18 protein-coding genes and 1 tRNA gene are annotated in these 17,489 nt (G+C 65.5%); 12 read left to right on the top strand and 7 right to left on the bottom strand.

Translation table 11 applies throughout. The features are described 5' to 3' along the window. Positions 1-22: 22 nt before the first annotated feature. A complete protein-coding gene (locus AC1D1Y_RS03450) occupies positions 23-1,072 on the bottom strand; it encodes a tetratricopeptide repeat protein (RefSeq protein WP_477681111.1) in 1,050 nt (349 codons plus the stop codon). Positions 1,073-1,391: 319 nt separating this feature from the next. Here AC1D1Y_RS03450 and cysS point away from each other — a divergent pair, with 319 nt between their 5' ends. The 8 genes from cysS (at position 1,392) to AC1D1Y_RS03410 (ending at position 8,016) form a co-directional block, all read left to right on the top strand. Then, complete coding sequence (gene cysS, locus AC1D1Y_RS03445; protein WP_477681110.1) at positions 1,392-2,768, top strand: cysteine--tRNA ligase; 1,377 nt, start codon at positions 1,392-1,394, stop codon at positions 2,766-2,768. A gap of 61 nt (positions 2,769-2,829) precedes the next feature. Further along, positions 2,830-3,537, top strand: a complete 708-nt coding sequence (locus tag AC1D1Y_RS03440) for a DNA-3-methyladenine glycosylase family protein (RefSeq protein ID WP_477676946.1) — start codon at positions 2,830-2,832, stop codon at positions 3,535-3,537. Positions 3,538-3,564: 27 nt separating this feature from the next. Next, on the top strand, positions 3,565-4,542 hold the full coding sequence (locus tag AC1D1Y_RS03435; protein WP_477655711.1) for an acetyl-CoA carboxylase carboxyltransferase subunit alpha: 978 nt from the start codon (positions 3,565-3,567) through the stop codon (positions 4,540-4,542). Between the two features lie 27 nt (positions 4,543-4,569). Continuing rightward, positions 4,570-5,529 carry a tRNA lysidine(34) synthetase TilS gene (gene tilS, locus AC1D1Y_RS03430; protein WP_477681109.1) on the top strand — a complete coding sequence of 320 codons (960 nt, stop codon included), beginning with the start codon at positions 4,570-4,572 and terminating at the stop codon, positions 5,527-5,529. Positions 5,530-5,662: 133 nt separating this feature from the next. Beyond that, positions 5,663-6,931, top strand: a complete 1,269-nt coding sequence (locus AC1D1Y_RS03425; RefSeq protein WP_436153983.1) for an aspartate kinase — start codon at positions 5,663-5,665, stop codon at positions 6,929-6,931. Positions 6,932-6,966: 35 nt separating this feature from the next. Continuing rightward, a tRNA-Ser gene (locus AC1D1Y_RS03420) sits at positions 6,967-7,059 on the top strand. A 199-nt stretch (positions 7,060-7,258) separates the two neighbouring features. After that, complete coding sequence (locus AC1D1Y_RS03415; protein WP_477681108.1) at positions 7,259-7,717, top strand: SRPBCC domain-containing protein; 459 nt, start codon at positions 7,259-7,261, stop codon at positions 7,715-7,717. Positions 7,718-7,869: 152 nt separating this feature from the next. Continuing rightward, positions 7,870-8,016: a hypothetical protein gene (locus AC1D1Y_RS03410; RefSeq protein ID WP_477681107.1), complete on the top strand. Its 147-nt coding sequence runs from the start codon at positions 7,870-7,872 to the stop codon at positions 8,014-8,016. A 32-nt stretch (positions 8,017-8,048) separates the two neighbouring features. Here AC1D1Y_RS03410 and bla read toward each other — a convergent pair whose 3' ends face one another. Next, positions 8,049-8,963, bottom strand: coding sequence for a class A beta-lactamase (gene bla, locus AC1D1Y_RS03405; RefSeq protein ID WP_477681106.1), 915 nt, complete (start codon positions 8,961-8,963; stop codon positions 8,049-8,051). A 112-nt stretch (positions 8,964-9,075) separates the two neighbouring features. On the opposite strand from bla, the gene AC1D1Y_RS03400 reads away from it, so the two are divergent. Continuing rightward, positions 9,076-9,942, top strand: a complete 867-nt coding sequence (locus tag AC1D1Y_RS03400; RefSeq protein ID WP_477681105.1) for a LysR substrate-binding domain-containing protein — start codon at positions 9,076-9,078, stop codon at positions 9,940-9,942. Between the two features lie 18 nt (positions 9,943-9,960). Here the strand turns inward: AC1D1Y_RS03400 and AC1D1Y_RS03395 are convergent, their stop codons facing one another. Further along, positions 9,961-10,356, bottom strand: coding sequence for a response regulator (locus AC1D1Y_RS03395; RefSeq protein ID WP_477678143.1), 396 nt, complete (start codon positions 10,354-10,356; stop codon positions 9,961-9,963). Positions 10,357-10,585: 229 nt separating this feature from the next. On the opposite strand from AC1D1Y_RS03395, the gene AC1D1Y_RS03390 reads away from it, so the two are divergent. Continuing rightward, positions 10,586-11,485, top strand: coding sequence for a LysR family transcriptional regulator (locus AC1D1Y_RS03390; RefSeq protein WP_436153990.1), 900 nt, complete (start codon positions 10,586-10,588; stop codon positions 11,483-11,485). 18 nt (positions 11,486-11,503) lie between these two features. On the opposite strand, the gene AC1D1Y_RS03385 is transcribed toward AC1D1Y_RS03390, so the two are convergent. Further along, positions 11,504-12,715 (bottom strand): D-amino acid dehydrogenase, encoded by a 1,212-nt coding sequence (locus AC1D1Y_RS03385; protein WP_477681104.1) that lies wholly within the window; start codon positions 12,713-12,715, stop codon positions 11,504-11,506. A gap of 247 nt (positions 12,716-12,962) precedes the next feature. On the opposite strand from AC1D1Y_RS03385, the gene AC1D1Y_RS03380 reads away from it, so the two are divergent. Together AC1D1Y_RS03380 and AC1D1Y_RS03375 are read left to right on the top strand one after the other, a co-directional pair. Next, entirely contained in the window at positions 12,963-13,856 is an 894-nt protein-coding gene (locus AC1D1Y_RS03380) for a transporter substrate-binding domain-containing protein (protein WP_477654545.1), read from the top strand. A gap of 200 nt (positions 13,857-14,056) precedes the next feature. Then, positions 14,057-14,797, top strand: a complete 741-nt coding sequence (locus tag AC1D1Y_RS03375; protein WP_477681137.1) for an aspartate/glutamate racemase family protein — start codon at positions 14,057-14,059, stop codon at positions 14,795-14,797. Between the two features lie 4 nt (positions 14,798-14,801). On the opposite strand, the gene AC1D1Y_RS03370 is transcribed toward AC1D1Y_RS03375, so the two are convergent. From AC1D1Y_RS03370 to AC1D1Y_RS03360, 3 genes are read right to left on the bottom strand one after another with little or no spacing between them, the layout of a single operon-like run. Next, entirely contained in the window at positions 14,802-15,203 is a 402-nt protein-coding gene (locus tag AC1D1Y_RS03370; protein WP_477681103.1) for an RNA-binding S4 domain-containing protein, read from the bottom strand. Between the two features lie 52 nt (positions 15,204-15,255). Then, positions 15,256-16,722, bottom strand: coding sequence for a sensor histidine kinase (locus AC1D1Y_RS03365; RefSeq protein WP_477681102.1), 1,467 nt, complete (start codon positions 16,720-16,722; stop codon positions 15,256-15,258). Further along, on the bottom strand, positions 16,719-17,423 hold the full coding sequence (locus tag AC1D1Y_RS03360; RefSeq protein ID WP_477681101.1) for a response regulator transcription factor: 705 nt from the start codon (positions 17,421-17,423) through the stop codon (positions 16,719-16,721). Before AC1D1Y_RS03360 ends, AC1D1Y_RS03365 begins: the two co-directional genes overlap by 4 nt. Positions 17,424-17,489: the final 66 nt, after the last annotated feature.

Raw genomic sequence — 17,489 nt, 5'->3', positions numbered from 1 at the left:
GGGTCAGGTCGGCCGCCGGCGATCAACCGCCTGTGGATTCCTTGACGATCACCCAGCGATCACCGACCTTGGCGAGGTCCAGGGTCTTGCGGCTGGAGATGTTCAGCGAATCGGCGCTGTAGTCCTGTTTGAACCTGGCCGTGGCCTTGGCGCCCTGCACCGTGACGGACAGGCTGGATAGCTTCACGTTGATTTTGGATTTGCCGACGATGCGCGCGCGGCGGTCTTCTTCCCAGGCTTTGCGGGCCTGCTTGCCGGGCGGGTCGAAACTCTGGCCGTAGCTGCCGAGGTAGCCGCTCATGTCCTTGTTGGACCAAGCCTGGGCCCRGGCGTGCACGGCGGCTTCGACTTCTTTCTCGGAGCCGGTTGCGGCGGCAGGCGCTGGCGTGGGAGCCGGGGCCGGTGTTGCGGCGGGGGCTGGCACTACAACGGGAGTAGTTGCGGCAGGCGCGGGCTTGGCGGCCGGTGCGGCCGACACCGGGCCGGAAGCCTGCGCGCCGGCGGCGGGTTTGGCGGCGGCTTGCGGCTGGGCCTTGGCGTCGGCGGAGAACAGGTTGCGGATCAGGGCCAGCTTGGGCGGGACGGCCGCATTGCCGCCGTCCAGCTGCAGCGCCTTGCTGTAAGCCTGGCTGGCCAGGCGGGCATAGACGTCGCCGAGGTTTTCGTGCGCGGTGGCGTAGCTGGGGTTGGTGCGGATGGCCATTTCCAGCGCSGCGCGGGCCTTGTCRAACTGGCTCTGGCCGGCGTACAGGACGGCCATGTTGTTGTAGGGCTCGGGGAGTTCGGGATAGTCTTCGGTGATCTTGGTGAAGGTGGTGATCGCGTCGTTGGTCTTGCCGGTTTCGGTCTGGATCACGCCTTTGAAGAAACGCATCTGCGGGTCGCGCGGTTTGCTGGCGAGGTACTGGTCGACCTTGGCGAGTGCCTCGGGATACTGGCCGGCGCGCATCAGGCGGCTGACATCCGCGTAGTCGTCGGCGTGGGCCGCGGACATCGACAGTGCGGCCGCCACCACGAGCAGGCGCAGCGCGGCTGACAGGGGTTTGCGTTTTAAAAAGTTTTGCGTGGGCATAAGAACTCTCGCTATTGTTTTGGGTCCCCTGGGGCCGTTTGATGGCCATGGGCAGAAAATCGCTCCAAACAGCCCGGCTTTCAGGTGGCCGAAGAGGCCGCTGAATGTTGTCCATCGGGCTGGATATACTGGCTGATTGTAGCTGAGGGGGTATAGTCCATGGCCGCCCGGATTCCGTACTTTTCCTTTTTATCGCACGTTTTGGCGCGTACGCCGATCGGCCCTTGCCCGCCCCCGGCATCCGTGAGATAAACCTTCCTGTTTCCTTGTCCGACCGATAGTCGGTTTTCGACCGACGTCTCCCGCCACCCCAATTTTCATGAGCCTTCGCATTTACAACACGCTGTCGCGTGCCGTGGAAGAATTTTCCCCCCTGGAACCCGGCCATGTGCGCATGTATGTCTGCGGCATGACGATTTACGACCTGTGCCACATCGGCCATGCGCGCATGATGATGGCCTTCGACGTGGTGCAGCGCTGGTTCAAGGCCAGCGGCCTGCGCGTGACCTATGTGCGCAACATCACGGACATCGACGACAAGATCATCAAGCGGGCGGTCGAGCGCGGCATCACCATCCGGGCGCTGACCGACGAGATGATCGAAGCYATGCACAAAGACATAGGCGCGCTGGGCATGGAGCCGCCGTCGCTCGAGCCGCGCGCCACCGAGTACGTGCCGCAGATGCTGGCCATGATCGGCACCCTGGAGAAAAAGGGACTCGCTTACCGCGGCTCCAGCGGCGACATGAATTATTCGGTTCGCAAGTTCCCGGGCTACGGCAAGCTCTCCGGCAAGTCGCTGGACGAGTTGCGGGCCGGCGAGCGCGTGGCCGTGCTGGACGGCAAGGACGACCCGCTGGACTTCGTGCTCTGGAAAAGCGCCAAGCCCACCGAACCCGATGACGCCAAATGGAACAGCGACTACGGCCCCGGCCGTCCCGGCTGGCACATCGAGTGCTCGGCCATGAGCTGCCAGACCCTGGGCGAGACCTTTGACCTGCACGGCGGCGGCGCCGACCTGCAGTTCCCGCACCACGAAAACGAGATCGCCCAGAGCGAGGGCGCGAACGGCAAGCCGCTGGCCCGCTTCTGGGTGCACAACGGCTTTGTGCGCGTGGACAATGAAAAAATGTCCAAGTCGCTGGGCAACTTCTTCACCATCCGCGAAGTGCTGACCCAGTACGACGCCGAAACCATCCGTTTCTTCCTGGTGCGCACGCATTACCGCAGCGCCCTCAACTACAGCGACGCCCACCTGGACGACGCCCGCAACGCGCTCAAGCGCCTGTACACCGCGCTGGCCGGGGTCACGGCGGACGCTGTCGCCATCGATTGGGCCAACCCGTTTGCTGCCCGCTTCAAGGCGGCCATGGACGAGGATTTCGGCACGCCCGAGGCGGTGGCCGTGCTGTTCGACCTGGCCGGCGAAGTCAACAAGACGCGCTCGCCTGGGCTGGCGGGGCTGCTCAAGAGCCTGGGCGCCTGCCTGGGCCTGCTGCAGGGCGAGCCCGGCGCTTACCTGCAGGCCGGTGCCGGCCTGGACGAGGCCAGCATCCAGGGCCTGATCGCGCAGCGCGCCGCCGCCAAGGCCGCCAAAAACTTCGCCGAAGCCGACCGTATCCGCCAGGATTTGCTGGCCCAGGGCATTGTGCTCAAGGACTCCGCCGCAGGCACCACCTGGGAGGCCCAGTCGTGACCTTTGACTACACGCGCGGCCGCGAACCCTTGTCAACCCCGCAGACATTGCGCAGGGCGCCATGAAGCAGGTCGTCAAAAGCGGCCCCGCCAGTGCCGAGCTGGCCGACGTGCCGGGCCCGGTCGCCGCGGTTCCCGCCTACTGGGCCGAGGCCTGCAAGCACCTGGTCAAAAAAGACCGGGTCATGAAGCGGTTGATCCCGCAGTTCGGCGACGCCTGCCTGCAGGCCCGCGGTGACGCCTTCGGCACCCTGGCGCGCAGCATCGTGGGACAGCAAATCTCGGTCAAGGCCGCGCAGACCGTCTGGCACCGTTTTCAGGCCCTGCCCAAAAAAATGACGCCGGCCAACGTGCTCAGGCTCAAGGTCGACGACATGCGGGCCGCGGGTCTGAGCTCGCGCAAGGTCGAATACCTCGTCGACCTGGCCATCAACTTCGATGCCGGCACGGTGCACGTGAAGGACTGGCAGTCCATGGACGATGAGGCCATCATCGCCGAGCTGGTGGCGATCCGCGGCATCGGCCGCTGGACGGCCGAGATGTTTTTGATTTTTTACCTGATGCGTCCCAACGTCCTGCCGCTGGACGACGTCGGCCTGATCAGCGGCATCAGCCAGAACTATTTTTCCGGCGAATCGGTCAGCCGCAGCGACGCGCGCGAGGTGGCCGCCGCCTGGGCGCCGTACTGCAGTGTCGCAACTTGGTATATTTGGCGCTCTTTGGACCCATTACCGGTCCTGGGTACCCCCGCGGGTACCGAGCAGATTTAAGTTTCAGGAAGCCTTGAGGAGCAGCACATGGCGAAGAAGACCTTTCTTGATTTCGAGCAACCGATCGCGGAGCTCGAAGGAAAAATCGAAGAACTGCGCTACGTACAAACCGAGTCCGCCGTCGACATCTCCGAAGAGATCGACCAACTGGCCAAAAAGAGCCAGCAACTCACCAAAGATATCTACAGCGACCTGACGCCCTGGCAAATCACCAAGATTGCCCGCCACGCCGAGCGTCCCTACACCCTGGACTACATCAACGAAATCTTCACCGATTTCGTGGAGCTGCACGGCGACCGGCACTTCTCCGACGACCTCTCCATCGTCGGCGGCCTGGCCCGTTTCAACGGCACCGCCTGCATGGTGCTGGGCCACCAGAAGGGCCGCGACACCAAAGAGCGCGGCCTGCGCAATTTCGGCATGAGCAAGCCCGAGGGCTATCGCAAGGCGCTGCGCCTGATGAAAACCGCCGAGAAGTTCAAGCTGCCGGTGTTCACCTTCGTCGACACGCCCGGCGCCTACCCCGGCATCGACGCCGAGGAGCGCGGCCAGTCCGAGGCGATCGGCCGCAATATCTTCGAAATGGCGCAGCTCGAAGTGCCCATCATCACCACCATCATCGGCGAAGGCGGCTCCGGCGGTGCGCTGGCCATTTCGGTGGCCGACCAGGTTGTCATGCTGCAGTACTCGATTTACTCCGTCATCAGCCCTGAAGGCTGCGCCTCCATCCTCTGGAAGACCTCCGACAAGGCGCAGGAGGCCGCTGAGGCGCTGGGCATCACCGCGCACCGGCTCAAGGCCCTGGGCGTGATCGACAAGATCGTCAACGAGCCCGTGGGCGGCGCGCACCGCGACCACAAGCAGATGGCGGCTTTCCTCAAGCGGGCCCTCAACGACGCCTTCCGCCAGGTCAGCGACCTGAAGGTCAAGGAACTGCTGGACCGCCGCTATGAACGCCTGCAAAGCTATGGCCGTTTCACCGACACCAAAGCCGACGCCAAATAAGCCGGCTGGCTGCGCGCCAGGCACGGCGTGAGCAACCCCAACCCGGCGCTGGCAGCGCTGGACTCCCTTGATCCCGTTTTTCCGCTGGGCGTGGCCTACAGCGGCGGCGCCGATTCCACGGCCTTGCTGCTGGCGGCCGTGCAACGCTGGCCAGGGCGGGTCACGGCCCTGCACATCCATCACGGCCTGCAGGCCGCCGCCGAGGAATTTGTGCGCGTGTGCGAAGCCACTTGCGCGCGCCTGAACGTCCCGCTTGAGGTGCTGCGTGTGCAGGCCGGCAACGCGGCCGGCCAGAGCCCCGAGGATGCCGCGCGGCTGGCGCGTTACGCCGCGCTGGCGCAGGCCGCCACCGAAAAAGGCCTGTCCGCTGTGCTGCTGGGCCAGCATGCCGACGACCAGGTCGAGACCCTGCTGCTGGCCTTGAGCCGCGGTGCGGGCCTGCCGGGCCTGGCCTCGATGGCGGCGCGCTTTGAGCGCGGTGGTGTGCTGTTCCTGCGGCCGCTGCTGCAAATTCCCGCGGCGGCGTTGCGGGGCTGGCTGGTCGAACAGAAAATCCCGTTTGTCGACGACCCGACCAACAGCGACGAGCGCTACACCCGCAACCGCATCCGCGCCCGCCTGTTGCCGGCCCTGGCCGAATCCTTTCCGCAGTTTCGTGAAACCTTCGCCCGCAGCGCCCAACATGCCGCCCAGGCGCAGGCTTTGCTGGCCGAGTTGGCCCGCGAAGACCTGGCGCGCGTCGGCGCACCGCCCGCCATCGCAGCGCTGCAGGCGCTTTCCGCGCCGCGCCAGGCCAATGTGCTGCGCCACTGGCTGCTGGAGTCCCACGGCGCCACGCCCAGCGCCGCGCAGCTCGAGCAATTGCTCTCGCAGATTGCCGCCTGCAGCACGCGCGGGCACCGCATTCATCTCAAGGTGGCGATGGGCCACGTCACGAGGGCCGGCGCGGTGCTGCGCTACGAGGCGGCGGCTGATAAGCCCGCTTAACCAGCTAGTAGTCCTAGGTATAATTGAAGGCTTTGCTGGCGCCGCAGAGCCGCTAAAAGCCTGTCAAACAGCGCTTTTTGCCGGTAACAGCCACCAAAAAATCCGCAATAACTTCCTGATTGACCCCCTGAAAATGGCATTGATCGTTCATAAATACGGCGGCACGTCGATGGGCTCGACAGAGCGTATCCGCAACGTGGCCAAACGCGTGGCCAAGTGGGCGCGGGCCGGCCACCAGATGGTCGTCGTCCCCAGCGCCATGAGTGGCGAAACCAATCGCCTGCTGGGCCTGGCCAAGGAACTGGCGCCTGCCAAAGCCGGCGATGCCTACAGCCGCGAACTAGACGCCCTGGCCGCTACCGGCGAGCAGGCCTCCAGCGCGCTGCTGGCCATTGCGCTGCAGGCCGAGGGCATGCAGGCCGTGAGCTATGCCGGCTGGCAGGTCACCATCAAGACCAACAATGCCTACACCAAGGCCCGCATCGAGTCCATTGACGACGAACGCGTGCGCGCCGACCTCGATGCCGGCAAGGTCGTCATCATCACCGGCTTCCAGGGCGTGGACGAGGGCGGCAACGTCACCACGCTGGGCCGCGGCGGCTCCGACACCTCGGCGGTGGCCATCGCCGCGGCGCTCAAGGCCCACGAATGCCTGATCTACACCGACGTCGACGGCGTCTACACCACCGACCCGCGTGTGGTGCCCGAGGCGCGGCGCCTGCACACCGTGAGCTTCGAGGAGATGCTGGAGATGGCCTCCATGGGCTCCAAGGTGCTGCAGATCCGCTCGGTGGAATTCGCCGGCAAGTACAAGGTGCCGCTGCGCGTGCTGTCCAGCTTCACCGAGTGGGACATCGACATCAACGAAGAGGCCAAGTCAGGCACTTTGATCAGCTTTGAGGAAGACGAAAACATGGAACAAGCCATCGTATCGGGCATCGCTTTCAACCGCGATGAAGCCAAAATCTCCGTGCTCGGCGTGCCCGACACCCCCGGCATCGCCTACCAGATCCTGGGCGCCATCGCCGACGCCAACATCGAAGTCGACGTCATCATCCAGAACATCAGCAAGGACGGCAAGACCGACTTCAGCTTCACCGTCCACCGCAACGACTACTCCAAGGCCGTCGACCTGCTCAAGACCCAAGTCGTCCCCAAGCTGGGCGCGCAGGAAGTCACCGGCGATGCCAAGATCTGCAAGGTCAGCATCGTCGGCATCGGCATGCGCAGCCACGTCGGCATCGCCAGCAAGATGTTCCGCGTGCTGAGCGAGGAAGGCATCAACATCCAGATGATCTCCACCAGCGAAATCAAGACCTCCGTTGTCATCGACGAGAAGTACATGGAACTCGCGGTGCGGGCCCTGCACAAGGCTTTTGACCTGGACCAGCCTTCCGCCTGAAAATGGCCGGGAAGTCGTGAGATAATCGATTTATTGGAAACGTGACCGAGTGGCCGAAGGTGCTCCCCTGCTAAGGGAGTATGGGGTGTAGAGCCTCATCGAGGGTTCGAATCCCTCCGTYTCCGCCAAGACTACCGACTCTCTCCCGCATGGGGCAGAGTCGGTTTTTTTTGCCCGTCTGATTCCGCCGTCAGATATCGGCCGATGAATTCTCTTCCGGGCGCATCCCTACAAAGGCATCGGATCCATCCGACAGACCGCGGCCCGGCCGTGAATATCGTAGAGCTTGCAAATCATCCAGCGCGTACCTGTTTGAAGGAGGCTTCCATGGCTGAGCTAATTGCCCGGGCGGAGATGCTCATCCGGCGTCCTGCACCAGACGTATTCAACGCCTTCGTCCAACCCGAACTCATCAAAAAGTTCTGGCTGAAAGACACCACCGGCCCGCTCAGCGAGGGCGCCCAGGTCGAGTGGCAATTCATGGTGCCCGGCGCCACGGAACGTGTGCAGGTCACAGCCTTCGATGCGCCGCGCCGCATCGCCTTTACCTGGTCCGAGGGCGGGCTGGACGTCGACATGACCTTCTCCGAGGAGYGGCCAGGCATCACGACCGCCGGCGTGGAGGTCCGGGGCTTTGGGCGCGACGGCGGCACGGATCCGGTGGTCAATGCCACTGAGGGATTCAGCATTGTCTTGTGCGACCTGAAGGTTCTTCTCGAAACGGGGGCTTCGCTTAGCCTGGTGAAAGACAAGGCGGAGTTGATAGGCCGTGCCCGCGGCGCCTGACCCTTCCATTGCACGGGCACCAGGCGCGTAAAGCCCGCCCACTGGCGCAGTGCAGCAGTGCACAAAATCTTACGGTTCTGTCAGCGCCAGGCTGAAGCCGGGACATGGATTTTTCCCACGCCCACCCTTGTGCGGCTGGGGAGAATCAAAGTATGTCCAAGCTCCGCCCGCAGAAAACCCTCAAATTGCCCTCCGATAAAAGAGGCTGGGGTATGGCGCAGCTCGCCGGGCTGCTGGCCATCATCGCGCTGGTCTTCTCGGTGTGTGTGGTCGCCTATGTGGCCATGCAATTGTTGTAGGCCGGGTGCGTCTGAATTTTCGGCGGCCTGCCTCAACCTGCCGATACCAGCGAAGCCGCGAGTTGGCCCACCCTGGCCAGCGTAGCATCACGCTGCGCCGCCGCTTGTTTCGTCTCCGTAAGGTAGGCCGCCACCAGCAAAGGCGCGCGTCCCCCTGGCGGCCATAGCAGGCCCACGTCGTTGGTGGAGCCGCGAGCGCCGGACCCGGTCTTGTCGCCGACGCGCCAGCCGTGCGGCAGCAGGGCGCGCAGGCGGCGATCACCGGTGGTGTTGCCTTGCAGCCATTGAACGATCAGCTGGCGCGACGCGTCCGACAGCGCCGTGCCCAGCGTGAGCTTGCGCATGGTCTCCAGCATGGCCTCGGGCGTCGTGGTGTCGCGCGGGTCGCCAGGCGCCGATTCGTTGAGCTCGGGCTCTATGCGATCCAGCCGCGTCACGCTGTCACCCAGGCTGCGCAAATAGGCTGTGAGCCCGGCCGGGCCGCCGAAGCTGGCCAGCATCAGGTTGGCGGCGGCGTTGTCGCTGACGACGATGGACGCCTCGCACAGCGCCGCCATGGGCAGGCCTTGCGGGCCTATATGCAGCTGTGTGGTGGGCGAGTGGGGCAGGATGTCGCCGGCCGAGATGGGGATTCTGCGTGCCAGTTGCTCCTGGCCCGTATCAACGCGGTGCAGCACCAGGGCGGCCGCCAGCAGCTTGAAGGTGCTGCACAGGGGAAAGTGTTCACCGGCGCGGTAGCCGTACCTGGCGCCGCTACCGGTGTCGAGGATAGAAACGCCCAGCCGGCCGCCGCTGGCCTGTTCGATGGCGGCCAGGCGCTGGGTGACGGCGGCCGGGCTGGTATTGGCGGGACTGGTATCGGCGCCCAATGATTTCTGGGTGTAAGCGGACAGACCTGCCGCAGCCAAAAATCCGCCCAATGCGCCTGAAAATTGCCGTCTTTGCATGAGTTTTCCTCTGAAATTGATAAACAAGGCCGTGACGATAACAAGGGCCTGGTGAGAGGGCAATCGGCAATAATCGAGGTCATCCATAAGTAAATCTGGGGCTAAAACGGCTATGCATCTTCCTCTCAATGCGCTGCGCGCCTTCGAAGTGTCGGCCCGGCACCTGAGCTTTACCCGCGCCGCCGACGAGCTGAACGTGACGCAGACCGCCATCAGCCAGCATGTGAAGAACCTCGAGGAGCGCATGGGCGTGCCGCTGTTTCGCCGCCTGCCGCGCGGGTTGGCGCTGACCGACGAGGGCCTGGCGTTATTGCCGGTGCTTGCGGAGTCCTTCGGCCGCATGGGCTCGGTGCTGGAGCAGTTCAAGGATGGGCAATTCCGCGAAGTGCTGACGGTGGGCGCTGTGGGCACCTTTGCCGTGGGCTGGCTGATTCCGCGCCTGTGCGACTTCCAGCGGGCCCACCCCTTCATCGACTTCCGCCTCTTCACCAACAACAACCGGGTCGACCTGGCCGGCGAAGGCCTGGACTATGCGATCCGCTTCGGCGACGGCGCCTGGCACGGCACCGAGGCCGAGCCCTTGCTGGCGTCACCCTTGTCGGCCGTGTGCTCGCCCGCGATAGCCCAGGGCTTGCGCCAGCCCGCCGACCTGGCCCGGGAACTGCTGCTGCGCTCCTACCGGGCCGATGAATGGGCGCGCTGGTTTGCCGCGGCCGGTGCCGCCTGCCCGCTGGTCAGGGGCGTGGTGTTTGATTCGTCTCTCACCATGGCCGAGGCGGCGGCGCAGGGCGCCGGCGTGGCGCTGCTGCCGGTGAGCATGTTCGCGCGCGAACTGCGCGGCGGGCGCCTGGTGCGGCCGTTCGCGGTGGAGATAGAAACCGGCGGCTACTGGCTGACCCGGCTCAAATCGCGGCGGGCCACGGCCGGCATGCGCATCTTCAGGGACTGGCTGCTGGCGGCAGCCGCGGCCGAGGTGTGATTTGCCGGCGCGCCGGCCTCACCACCGCGTGGAGCCCGCGACCCGCTCGACTTCCTCGAGTGCGTAGCGGGTGAACTCCTCAATCTCGTTGGATTTGTCGAACACCGCATCGGCGCCTATGGCCAGGCAGCGTTCGCGCACCGCGGGTGTGGCGTAGTTGGTGAGCACAATCACCTTTTGCCGCAGGTCCCTCTCGCGGCAATTCATCACCACGCCCAGGCCGCTGCCCTCGAGCAGGAACAGGTCCACGATGGCGAGGTCCCAGGAGGCCTTGTTGCCCTTGAGCCACTGAACGGCTTCGGTTTCGCTGCTGGCCCAGCCGACGATGCGCGCCCGCGCCAATTCCTCCAGCGATTCCGAGAGGCTGTCGCGGATGACGGGGCTGTCTTCAACCAGGTAGATTCTGAGGCGCATGCAGCTGAGGTACGGGGGATTTGGGGTCCGGGAGGATACGCTGCAGTGTACTGAGCGGATGCCCATTCCCGACTTGGGAAAAACGTGGGCCTGTGATTTTGAAACAAAGCGTGAATAATGCCCGCGCCGTGCGCCGCAGGAGTGCTTTTACGGGCCGGTGCCGGTCGCAAAAGTCGCGTTCGCCATAATCCGCGGTGTTCCCCCGCCGAAACAGACTACGGAATCCACCATGCGCCTGCGCCACATCGAAGTCTTCAACGCCGTCATGCTGACCGGCAGCGTAAGCGGGGCCGCGCGCCTGATCAACGTCACACAGCCGGCCGTGAGCCGCATCCTGCAGCACGCGGAACTGCAGCTGGGCTTCGCGCTGTTCCAGCGCAGCAAGGGCCGGCTGACGCCGACCTCCGAAGCGCTGACGCTATACCCGCACATCGAGCGCCTGTTCGCCCAGCTCGACGAAGTGCAGCGCCTGGCCGCCAACCTCAAGACCGGCGACAGCGCCAAAGAGTTGCGTATCCTGACGGTGCTGGCGCTGAGCTATGAAATCCTGCCGCACGCCATCAAGCTGTTTCGCGTCAAGCATGCGGACGTGGCCATCACGCTGCAGGCCCTGCATTCGCCGCAAATCGTCTCGGCACTCGCTTTGCAGGAGGCCGACGTYGGCTTCCTTTTTAGCCCGGTCGCGCATTCGGCGCTCGCGCAGGAGCACCTGGCCGACGGCCGTATGGTGTGCGTGGCGCCCAAGGGCATGCTGGCTTCGCGCCTGGTCAAGCGCGGCAGCGTCACGCTGGCCGACCTGGGCAAGTCGCCGGTGGTCGGGCTGGACGCGCTGGACCCGGTGGGCCGCAGCCTCAACCAGGCCTGCCGCGAGGCCGGCGTGGGCCTGCAGTTCCCCATCACGGTGCAGACCTACCATTCGGCGCTGGCGCTGGCCCACCACGGCTTGGGCATCGCCGTGATCGACACCTGCACCGCGGCCTCGGCCGATCCGTCGCGCGTGGATGTGCTCGAGCTGGAGCCCTTGATTCCCGTGCCCATCAAGGCCTTGCTGCCGGCCGGAAAACCGGGCTCGGTGGCTGTCAGGGCGTTTGTGCGCTGCTTCCAGCAAGCCCTGACGCAGCGCGCCTGAGCGCGCGTTGGACGCCGGTCAGCGCGCGATCATGCGGCTGATGCGCTGCGCAGAGCCAAACGCCAGGGTGAAGCCCAGCGCGCCGTGCCCGGTGTTGAACAGCAGGTTGTCCGGCCCCTTGGCATGCCGGCCTATCACCGGCAGTCCGGTGGGTGTGGCCGGGCGCATGCCGGCCCAGGGGTTCAGTTCGTCGAAACGGCTGCAGGCCGGGAACACCGTTTGGGTCGAGGCTTTCAGCGAAGCGATCTGCGCCGGGTCCACGGCCGTGTCGTAGCCCGAGAGTTCGGCCATGCCGGCCACGCGCAGGCGCGAACCTATGCGGGCGAACACCACCTTGCGCGCGCTGTCGGTCACGCTGACCGAAGGCGCGGCATGCTCTTCAGGGGCGACGTCCACGGTGATGCTGTAGCCCTTGAGCGGGTAGACCGGCAGGCGCAGGCCCAGGTCGCGGGCCATCAGGGCCGAGTCGGCGCCCAGCGCCATGACGAAGCGCTCGGCTTCGATGTGGCCCTGCGGCGTGGCCACGGCCGCGATGGACTTGCCGCGCTGCACCAGTTGCTCGACCGGTGTGTCCAGCAAAAAACGCACACCCATCCGACGCAGCACCAGGAGCAGGGCGTCGCAGGTCTTCTGGCAGTCGGCGGCGCATTCGCCGGGCGTGTAAATGGCGCCGGCGATCTGCGCGTGGCGGCTTTTCAGCGCGGGTTCGATCTCCACGCAGCGGTCGGCGTTGACGGCTTCCTGCGTGCTGCCCAGTTCACGCTGCAGCAGCATTTGGCGGCGGGCGGCCGCGAAGGCGTCCTCGCTGGAATACAGCACCAGCTTGCCGGTGGCGGAGAAATCACAATCGAGTTTTTCCTCGGCCATCATGGCATCGAAAGACTGGCGGCTCAGGGCTGCCAGCGAAAGCAGCTGGCCCGTGGTGTTGCGCGAGGTCTTGCTGTTGCACGCGGCCAGGAACTGCAGTCCCCAGAGCCACTGGCGCATGTCCAGGCGCGGTCGCAGCTTGAACGGCGAAGAGGGCGACAGCAGCAGCTTGGGCAACTGCCGCCAGATGGCCGGGTCGGCCAGCGGCTGGACATAGGAGTAGCTCAACTGGGCGCCGTTGCCGCCGCTGGCGCCGCTGCCGGGGCTGGCGCGGTCCACCACCGTGACCTCATGGCCGGCGCGGCGCAAGCTGTAGGCGGTCGCGAGTCCCACGATTCCCGCGCCGAGCACGCACACATGCATAAAAACCTTTTTGTTCCTTGGATGGGCGCCACTGTACGCAGCGCGCGCGGGTTTGAACAATGCTGAATTCGCCACCGGCCATGACCTGCGGTTATGCCCTTGGCGCCATGGCGATGCGCTTGGGTAAACCATGAGTTTTTGTCATGGGTTTGACGTGAAAATGAATGACACGCCTGGCGCGGCTGTTCCTACACTAGCGATGCCAGTTTCCCGAAACGACCCACTTACCGCCCCCGAAAGGACAAGCATGAAATTGACCCACCTCATGACCGCCGTGCTGCTGACAGCCGGCCTGGCCGCCACCGCAGGCGCGCAGACCGCCCCGACGCTGAAAAAGGTCGCCGACAGCAACAAGATCACGGTGTCCTACCGCGAGGCATCGGTGCCTTTCAGCTACCTGATCGGCTCCAAGACCTCCGTGGGCTTTTCCGCTGAACTGACCGAAGCCATCATTGACGACGTCCGCAAGAAGCTCAAGAAGCCCAACCTGGAAGTCGCCTACATGCCCGTGACGTCGCAGAACCGCATCCCGCTGCTGGTCAACGGCACCTACGACCTGGAGTGCGGCTCGACCACCAACAACACCGCGCGCGGCAAGGACGTGGCTTTTGCCATCAACCATTTCTACACCGGCACACGCCTGCTGGTCAAAAAATCGTCCGGCATCAAGAACTACGCCGACCTGGCCAAAAAGACGGTCGCCAGCACCACCGGCACCACCAACGCACAGGTGATCCGCAAGTACAGCGCCGACAAAAAGCTGGACATGCAGCTGATCCTGGGCAAGGACCATGACGACTCGCTGCTGCTCGTTGAGAGCGACCGCGCCGTGGCTTTTGCCATGGACGACATTCTGCTGTTCGGCCTGATGGCCAACTCCAAGAACCCGGCGTCGCTGGAAGTCGTCGGCGACTCGCTGCAAGTCGAGCCCTATGCCTGCATGCTGCGCAAGGACGACCCCGAGTTCAAGAAGTTGGTCGACGGCACCATCACCCGCCTGATGAAGTCCGGTGAATTCGCCAAGATGTACGCCAAGTGGTTCACCTCGCCGATCCCACCCAAGGGTGTGAACCTGAACCTGCCCATGAGCGAAGACCTCAAGGCCAACCTGAAAGCGCTGAGCGACAAGCCGGCGATGTAAGCCTGATGGCGGGGGCGCCGCGCGCCGCTTCCCGCCACTTTGCTTTCACAGCTGCCGCGCCCGGTCGGGCCGGCAGCCTCTCTTCCCCAATATGAATCCCGGGCCGGAGCCATGCGCTCCTGCGGATGGGTGCGTGCGTGAACAGGTGGGGATATTTGTGTTTTGGAGTTCAAGCCATGAGCAGCATTGAAAGGCGGGGCATGCATAAAACCCGCGTGGTCGGCATCCTGGGCGGCATGGGGCCAGCCGCGGGCGCGGACTTCGCTCGCCTGTTTGTCCAGGCCTGCGCGAACCACATGCGCGCCTTGGACATCCCCGTGTCGGACCAGGGCTTTCCCGAGCACTGGCTGGCCCAGGTGCCGGTGCCCGACCGCAGCACGGCGCTGGAGTTACCCGGGCCGGGCGGCCACCAGCCGTTGGACCCGATGTTGCAGGCCGTGGGCAAACTCGCGGCGCTGGGCGCCACCACGGTGGCGGTGGCCTGCAACACGGCCCATGCCTGGCACGGCCAGTTGCAGGAGCGCTTTCCGCAGATCGAAGTGCTGCACGTGGCCCGCGAGGTCGCGCATACCTTGGCCGCGCGCGGTGTGCGGGAAGTGGGCCTGCTGGCCACCGAAGGCACTTACCGCGCGGGGCTCTACGACCAGGCGCTGCGCCAGGCGGGGCTTCAATGCCACATCCCTTCGGCGGACGAGCGCGAACAACTGATGCGTGGCATCTACGACGGCGTGAAGGTGGGCAATATGGCCCTGGCGCGTGAATGCTTCGCGGGCGTTGCCGGGGCGCTGGCCACGCGGCATGGGCTTTCCACGCTGATCCTGGGTTGCACCGAAATACCGCTGGCGCTCAGCGCGGTGCCCGGCATGGAGGCGCTGGACCTGGTGGACCCGGCCGCGTTGCTGGCCCAGGCTTTGGCCCAGCGCGCGTACGCCACTGCCTGAAGCTTCAGTCGGCGGAGGCGCTCCAGCGGTTATTCCAGGCCTTGTCGAGCGTGCGGCGGTCGCGCTTGGTGGGGCGGCCGTGCTCCTGGGTGCCGGCCGGATCGCCCGCCAGGCGGCGCTGCTCGGCCGCCTCGGCTTTCAGGCGCAGGCTTTCTTCGGTTTCTTCATAGAGCTGCTGGGCCACCGGGGCTGAGCCGCGCTGGCTGCTGATGCCGAGTACCACCACGGTGCGATTGACCTGGCCCTGGCGCAGTGACACGGTATCGCCGGACTTGACCTCGCGCGCGGGCTTGACCTCGATGCCGTTGACCTTGACCCGGCCCTTGTCGATTTCCTCGACTGCGAGCGCACGGGTTTTGTAAAAGCGGGCCGCCCACAGCCATTTGTCGATGCGCAATTTATCCATTGGCGGCTATTTTGAACCAATACCCAACACCCCTGTCGGGCGCGTGGGCGCTTCAAGCCGTAGGCAGGCGGACCACCGCGTCCAGCCCGGTCACCTGGCCGTGCACGACCCGGTTTTCCAGGGTGATGCTGCCGTGCATGGTCTCGACGATCTCGCGGCAGATGGCCAGGCCCAGGCCGGAGCCGTGGCGCACGTCACCCGCCGAAAACGGCTCGTAAAGCCGCGCCGACAATTCGGCCGACACGCCGGGCCCGCTGTCGCTGAGGGTCATCGCGACAAAGCTGGCATCGCGCACGATGCGCACGGCCAGCGTGCCGCCAGCCGGCGTGTGCTTGATGGCGTTGTGCAGCAGGTTGCGCGTGAGTTCGCCCAGCATCCATTCATGCGAGCGGACCTGCGCGGGCACGGTTTCAATCTCGAAATCGATGTCTTTTTCGGCGATCAGCGGCGAGAGGTCCAGCGCCACCGAGCGCACCACCTGTGCCAGGTCTATGGCCTGCAGGTCGGCCTGCTGGCGCAACTGCTCCACCTTGGCCAGGGCCAGCATCTGGTTGGCCAGAAGGGTGGCGCGGTCCACGGTCTGGTTGATCTCGCCGAGCGCGTCGCGCGCCTCCATGTCGCCGCGCAGCGCTGACTGCACTTGAACCTTGAGCACCGCCAGTGGCGTGCGCAGCTGGTGGGCCGCGTCCCGCACAAAGCGCTTCTGGTTGTCCAGCAGGTGCTGCAGGCGGCCCATGACCTGGTTGGTCGCCTCGATCAGCGGCAGCAGCTCGCGCGGCGCGTCGGGCGCGGCGATGGCCGTCAGGTCACCCTCGGGGCGCGCCTTGAGTTCGGCGCTGAGCCGGCGCACCGGCCGGGTGGCGCGCTGCACCACCACCACCGCGACCAGGGCGATCACCGCCAGCAGGATGGCCTGGCGCCACAAGGTATCGAACAGGATCTTGCGCGCCAGCGTCTTGCGCAGCTCCAGCGTCTCGGCCACCTGCACCACTGCCATGGCGCGGCCCTTGCCGCTGGCCACCGGCTGCAGCAGCACGGCCACCCGGACCGGTTCCTCGCGGAACACGTCGTCGTAAAAATCCACCAGCGCCGAATACGGCGGGCGGATCGGGATCTCCCCATGCCAGAAAGGCAGCTGCGCAAAACCGGAAACCACGTCTCCCTTGAGGCTGGACACCCGGTAGAACAAGCGGCTCTGGTTGTCGGCCTCGAAGGCTTCCAATGCGGCGTAGGGCACGGTCACGCGCAGTTCCGACTGCTCGTCGTAGCCGGTCACGTCGAGCTGTTCGCCGATGGACTTGGCCGAGGCCAGCAGGGTGCGGTCGTAGGCGGTGTTGACCGCGGCCAGCGCCTGGCGGTACAGGCTGGCGGTGTTCACGATGATCAGCACGCCGACGGGAAGGAGGATGCCGGTCAGTAGATACCGTCTGAGGGAAATCGCTCGCTGGACAGTGGCTGTACGCGACGCAGGGCTTTCAGGGGCCGAATGATCCAGCGGCTCGGGGTCCCGGCCGCTCATGCATCCACTTTCAGCAGGTAGCCCAGGCCGCGCAGCGTGACCAGCGTGACGCCGGTGTGGGCGAGCTTTTTGCGGAGCCGGTAGACCACCACTTCGACGGCCTCGTACTGCACGTCGGTTTCGCCGGGAAACACCAGCTCGAAGAGCCGCTCCTTGGACACGGCATGGCCAGGCTTGGCGATCAGGGTCTGCAGCAGGGCCAGCTCGCGCGGCGTGAGTTCCAGTACCTGGTCGCGATGGTAGATGGCGCCGCTTTCCCGGTCATAACGCAGGTGGCCCACGAACTGCGGCGCGGCGCCGGGATCCGTCCCGGCCGCGGGGCGGCGCCGGCTCAGGGCGCGCAGCCGCGCCTCGAGTTCGTCCAGGTCAAAGGGTTTGGGCAGGTAGTCGTCGGCGCCGGTATTCAGGCCGACGATGCGGTCACCGACGGTGCCGCGGGCCGTGAGGATCAGCACCGGGGTCGTCAGCCCCTGGCCGCGCGCCTGCGCCAGCACCTGCAGGCCGTCCAGGCCGGGCAGGGTCAGGTCCAGTACCACGACGTCGGGCTGCGTGGCCGTCCACTGCGCCAGGGCTTGCCGCCCATCGGTGCAGCCGGAAACCTCCATGCCGCGCCGGCCCAGGGCGCGCTGCAGCGCCGCCTGCATGGAGGCGTCGTCCTCCACCAGCAGCAGTTTGACCGTGGGAATCAGGGTGGGCATCATGGGTTGGGGCCTGTTAACAGGCCCTAGACATTAGCACTTTCCCCAGTCCCGGCGGACAGCCGTTTG

The organism is Polaromonas sp. P1_G1, from assembly GCF_056405595.1.
The sequence above is the reverse complement of the archived record's forward strand: the minus strand, read 5'-3'. Positions and strand labels throughout refer to the sequence as shown.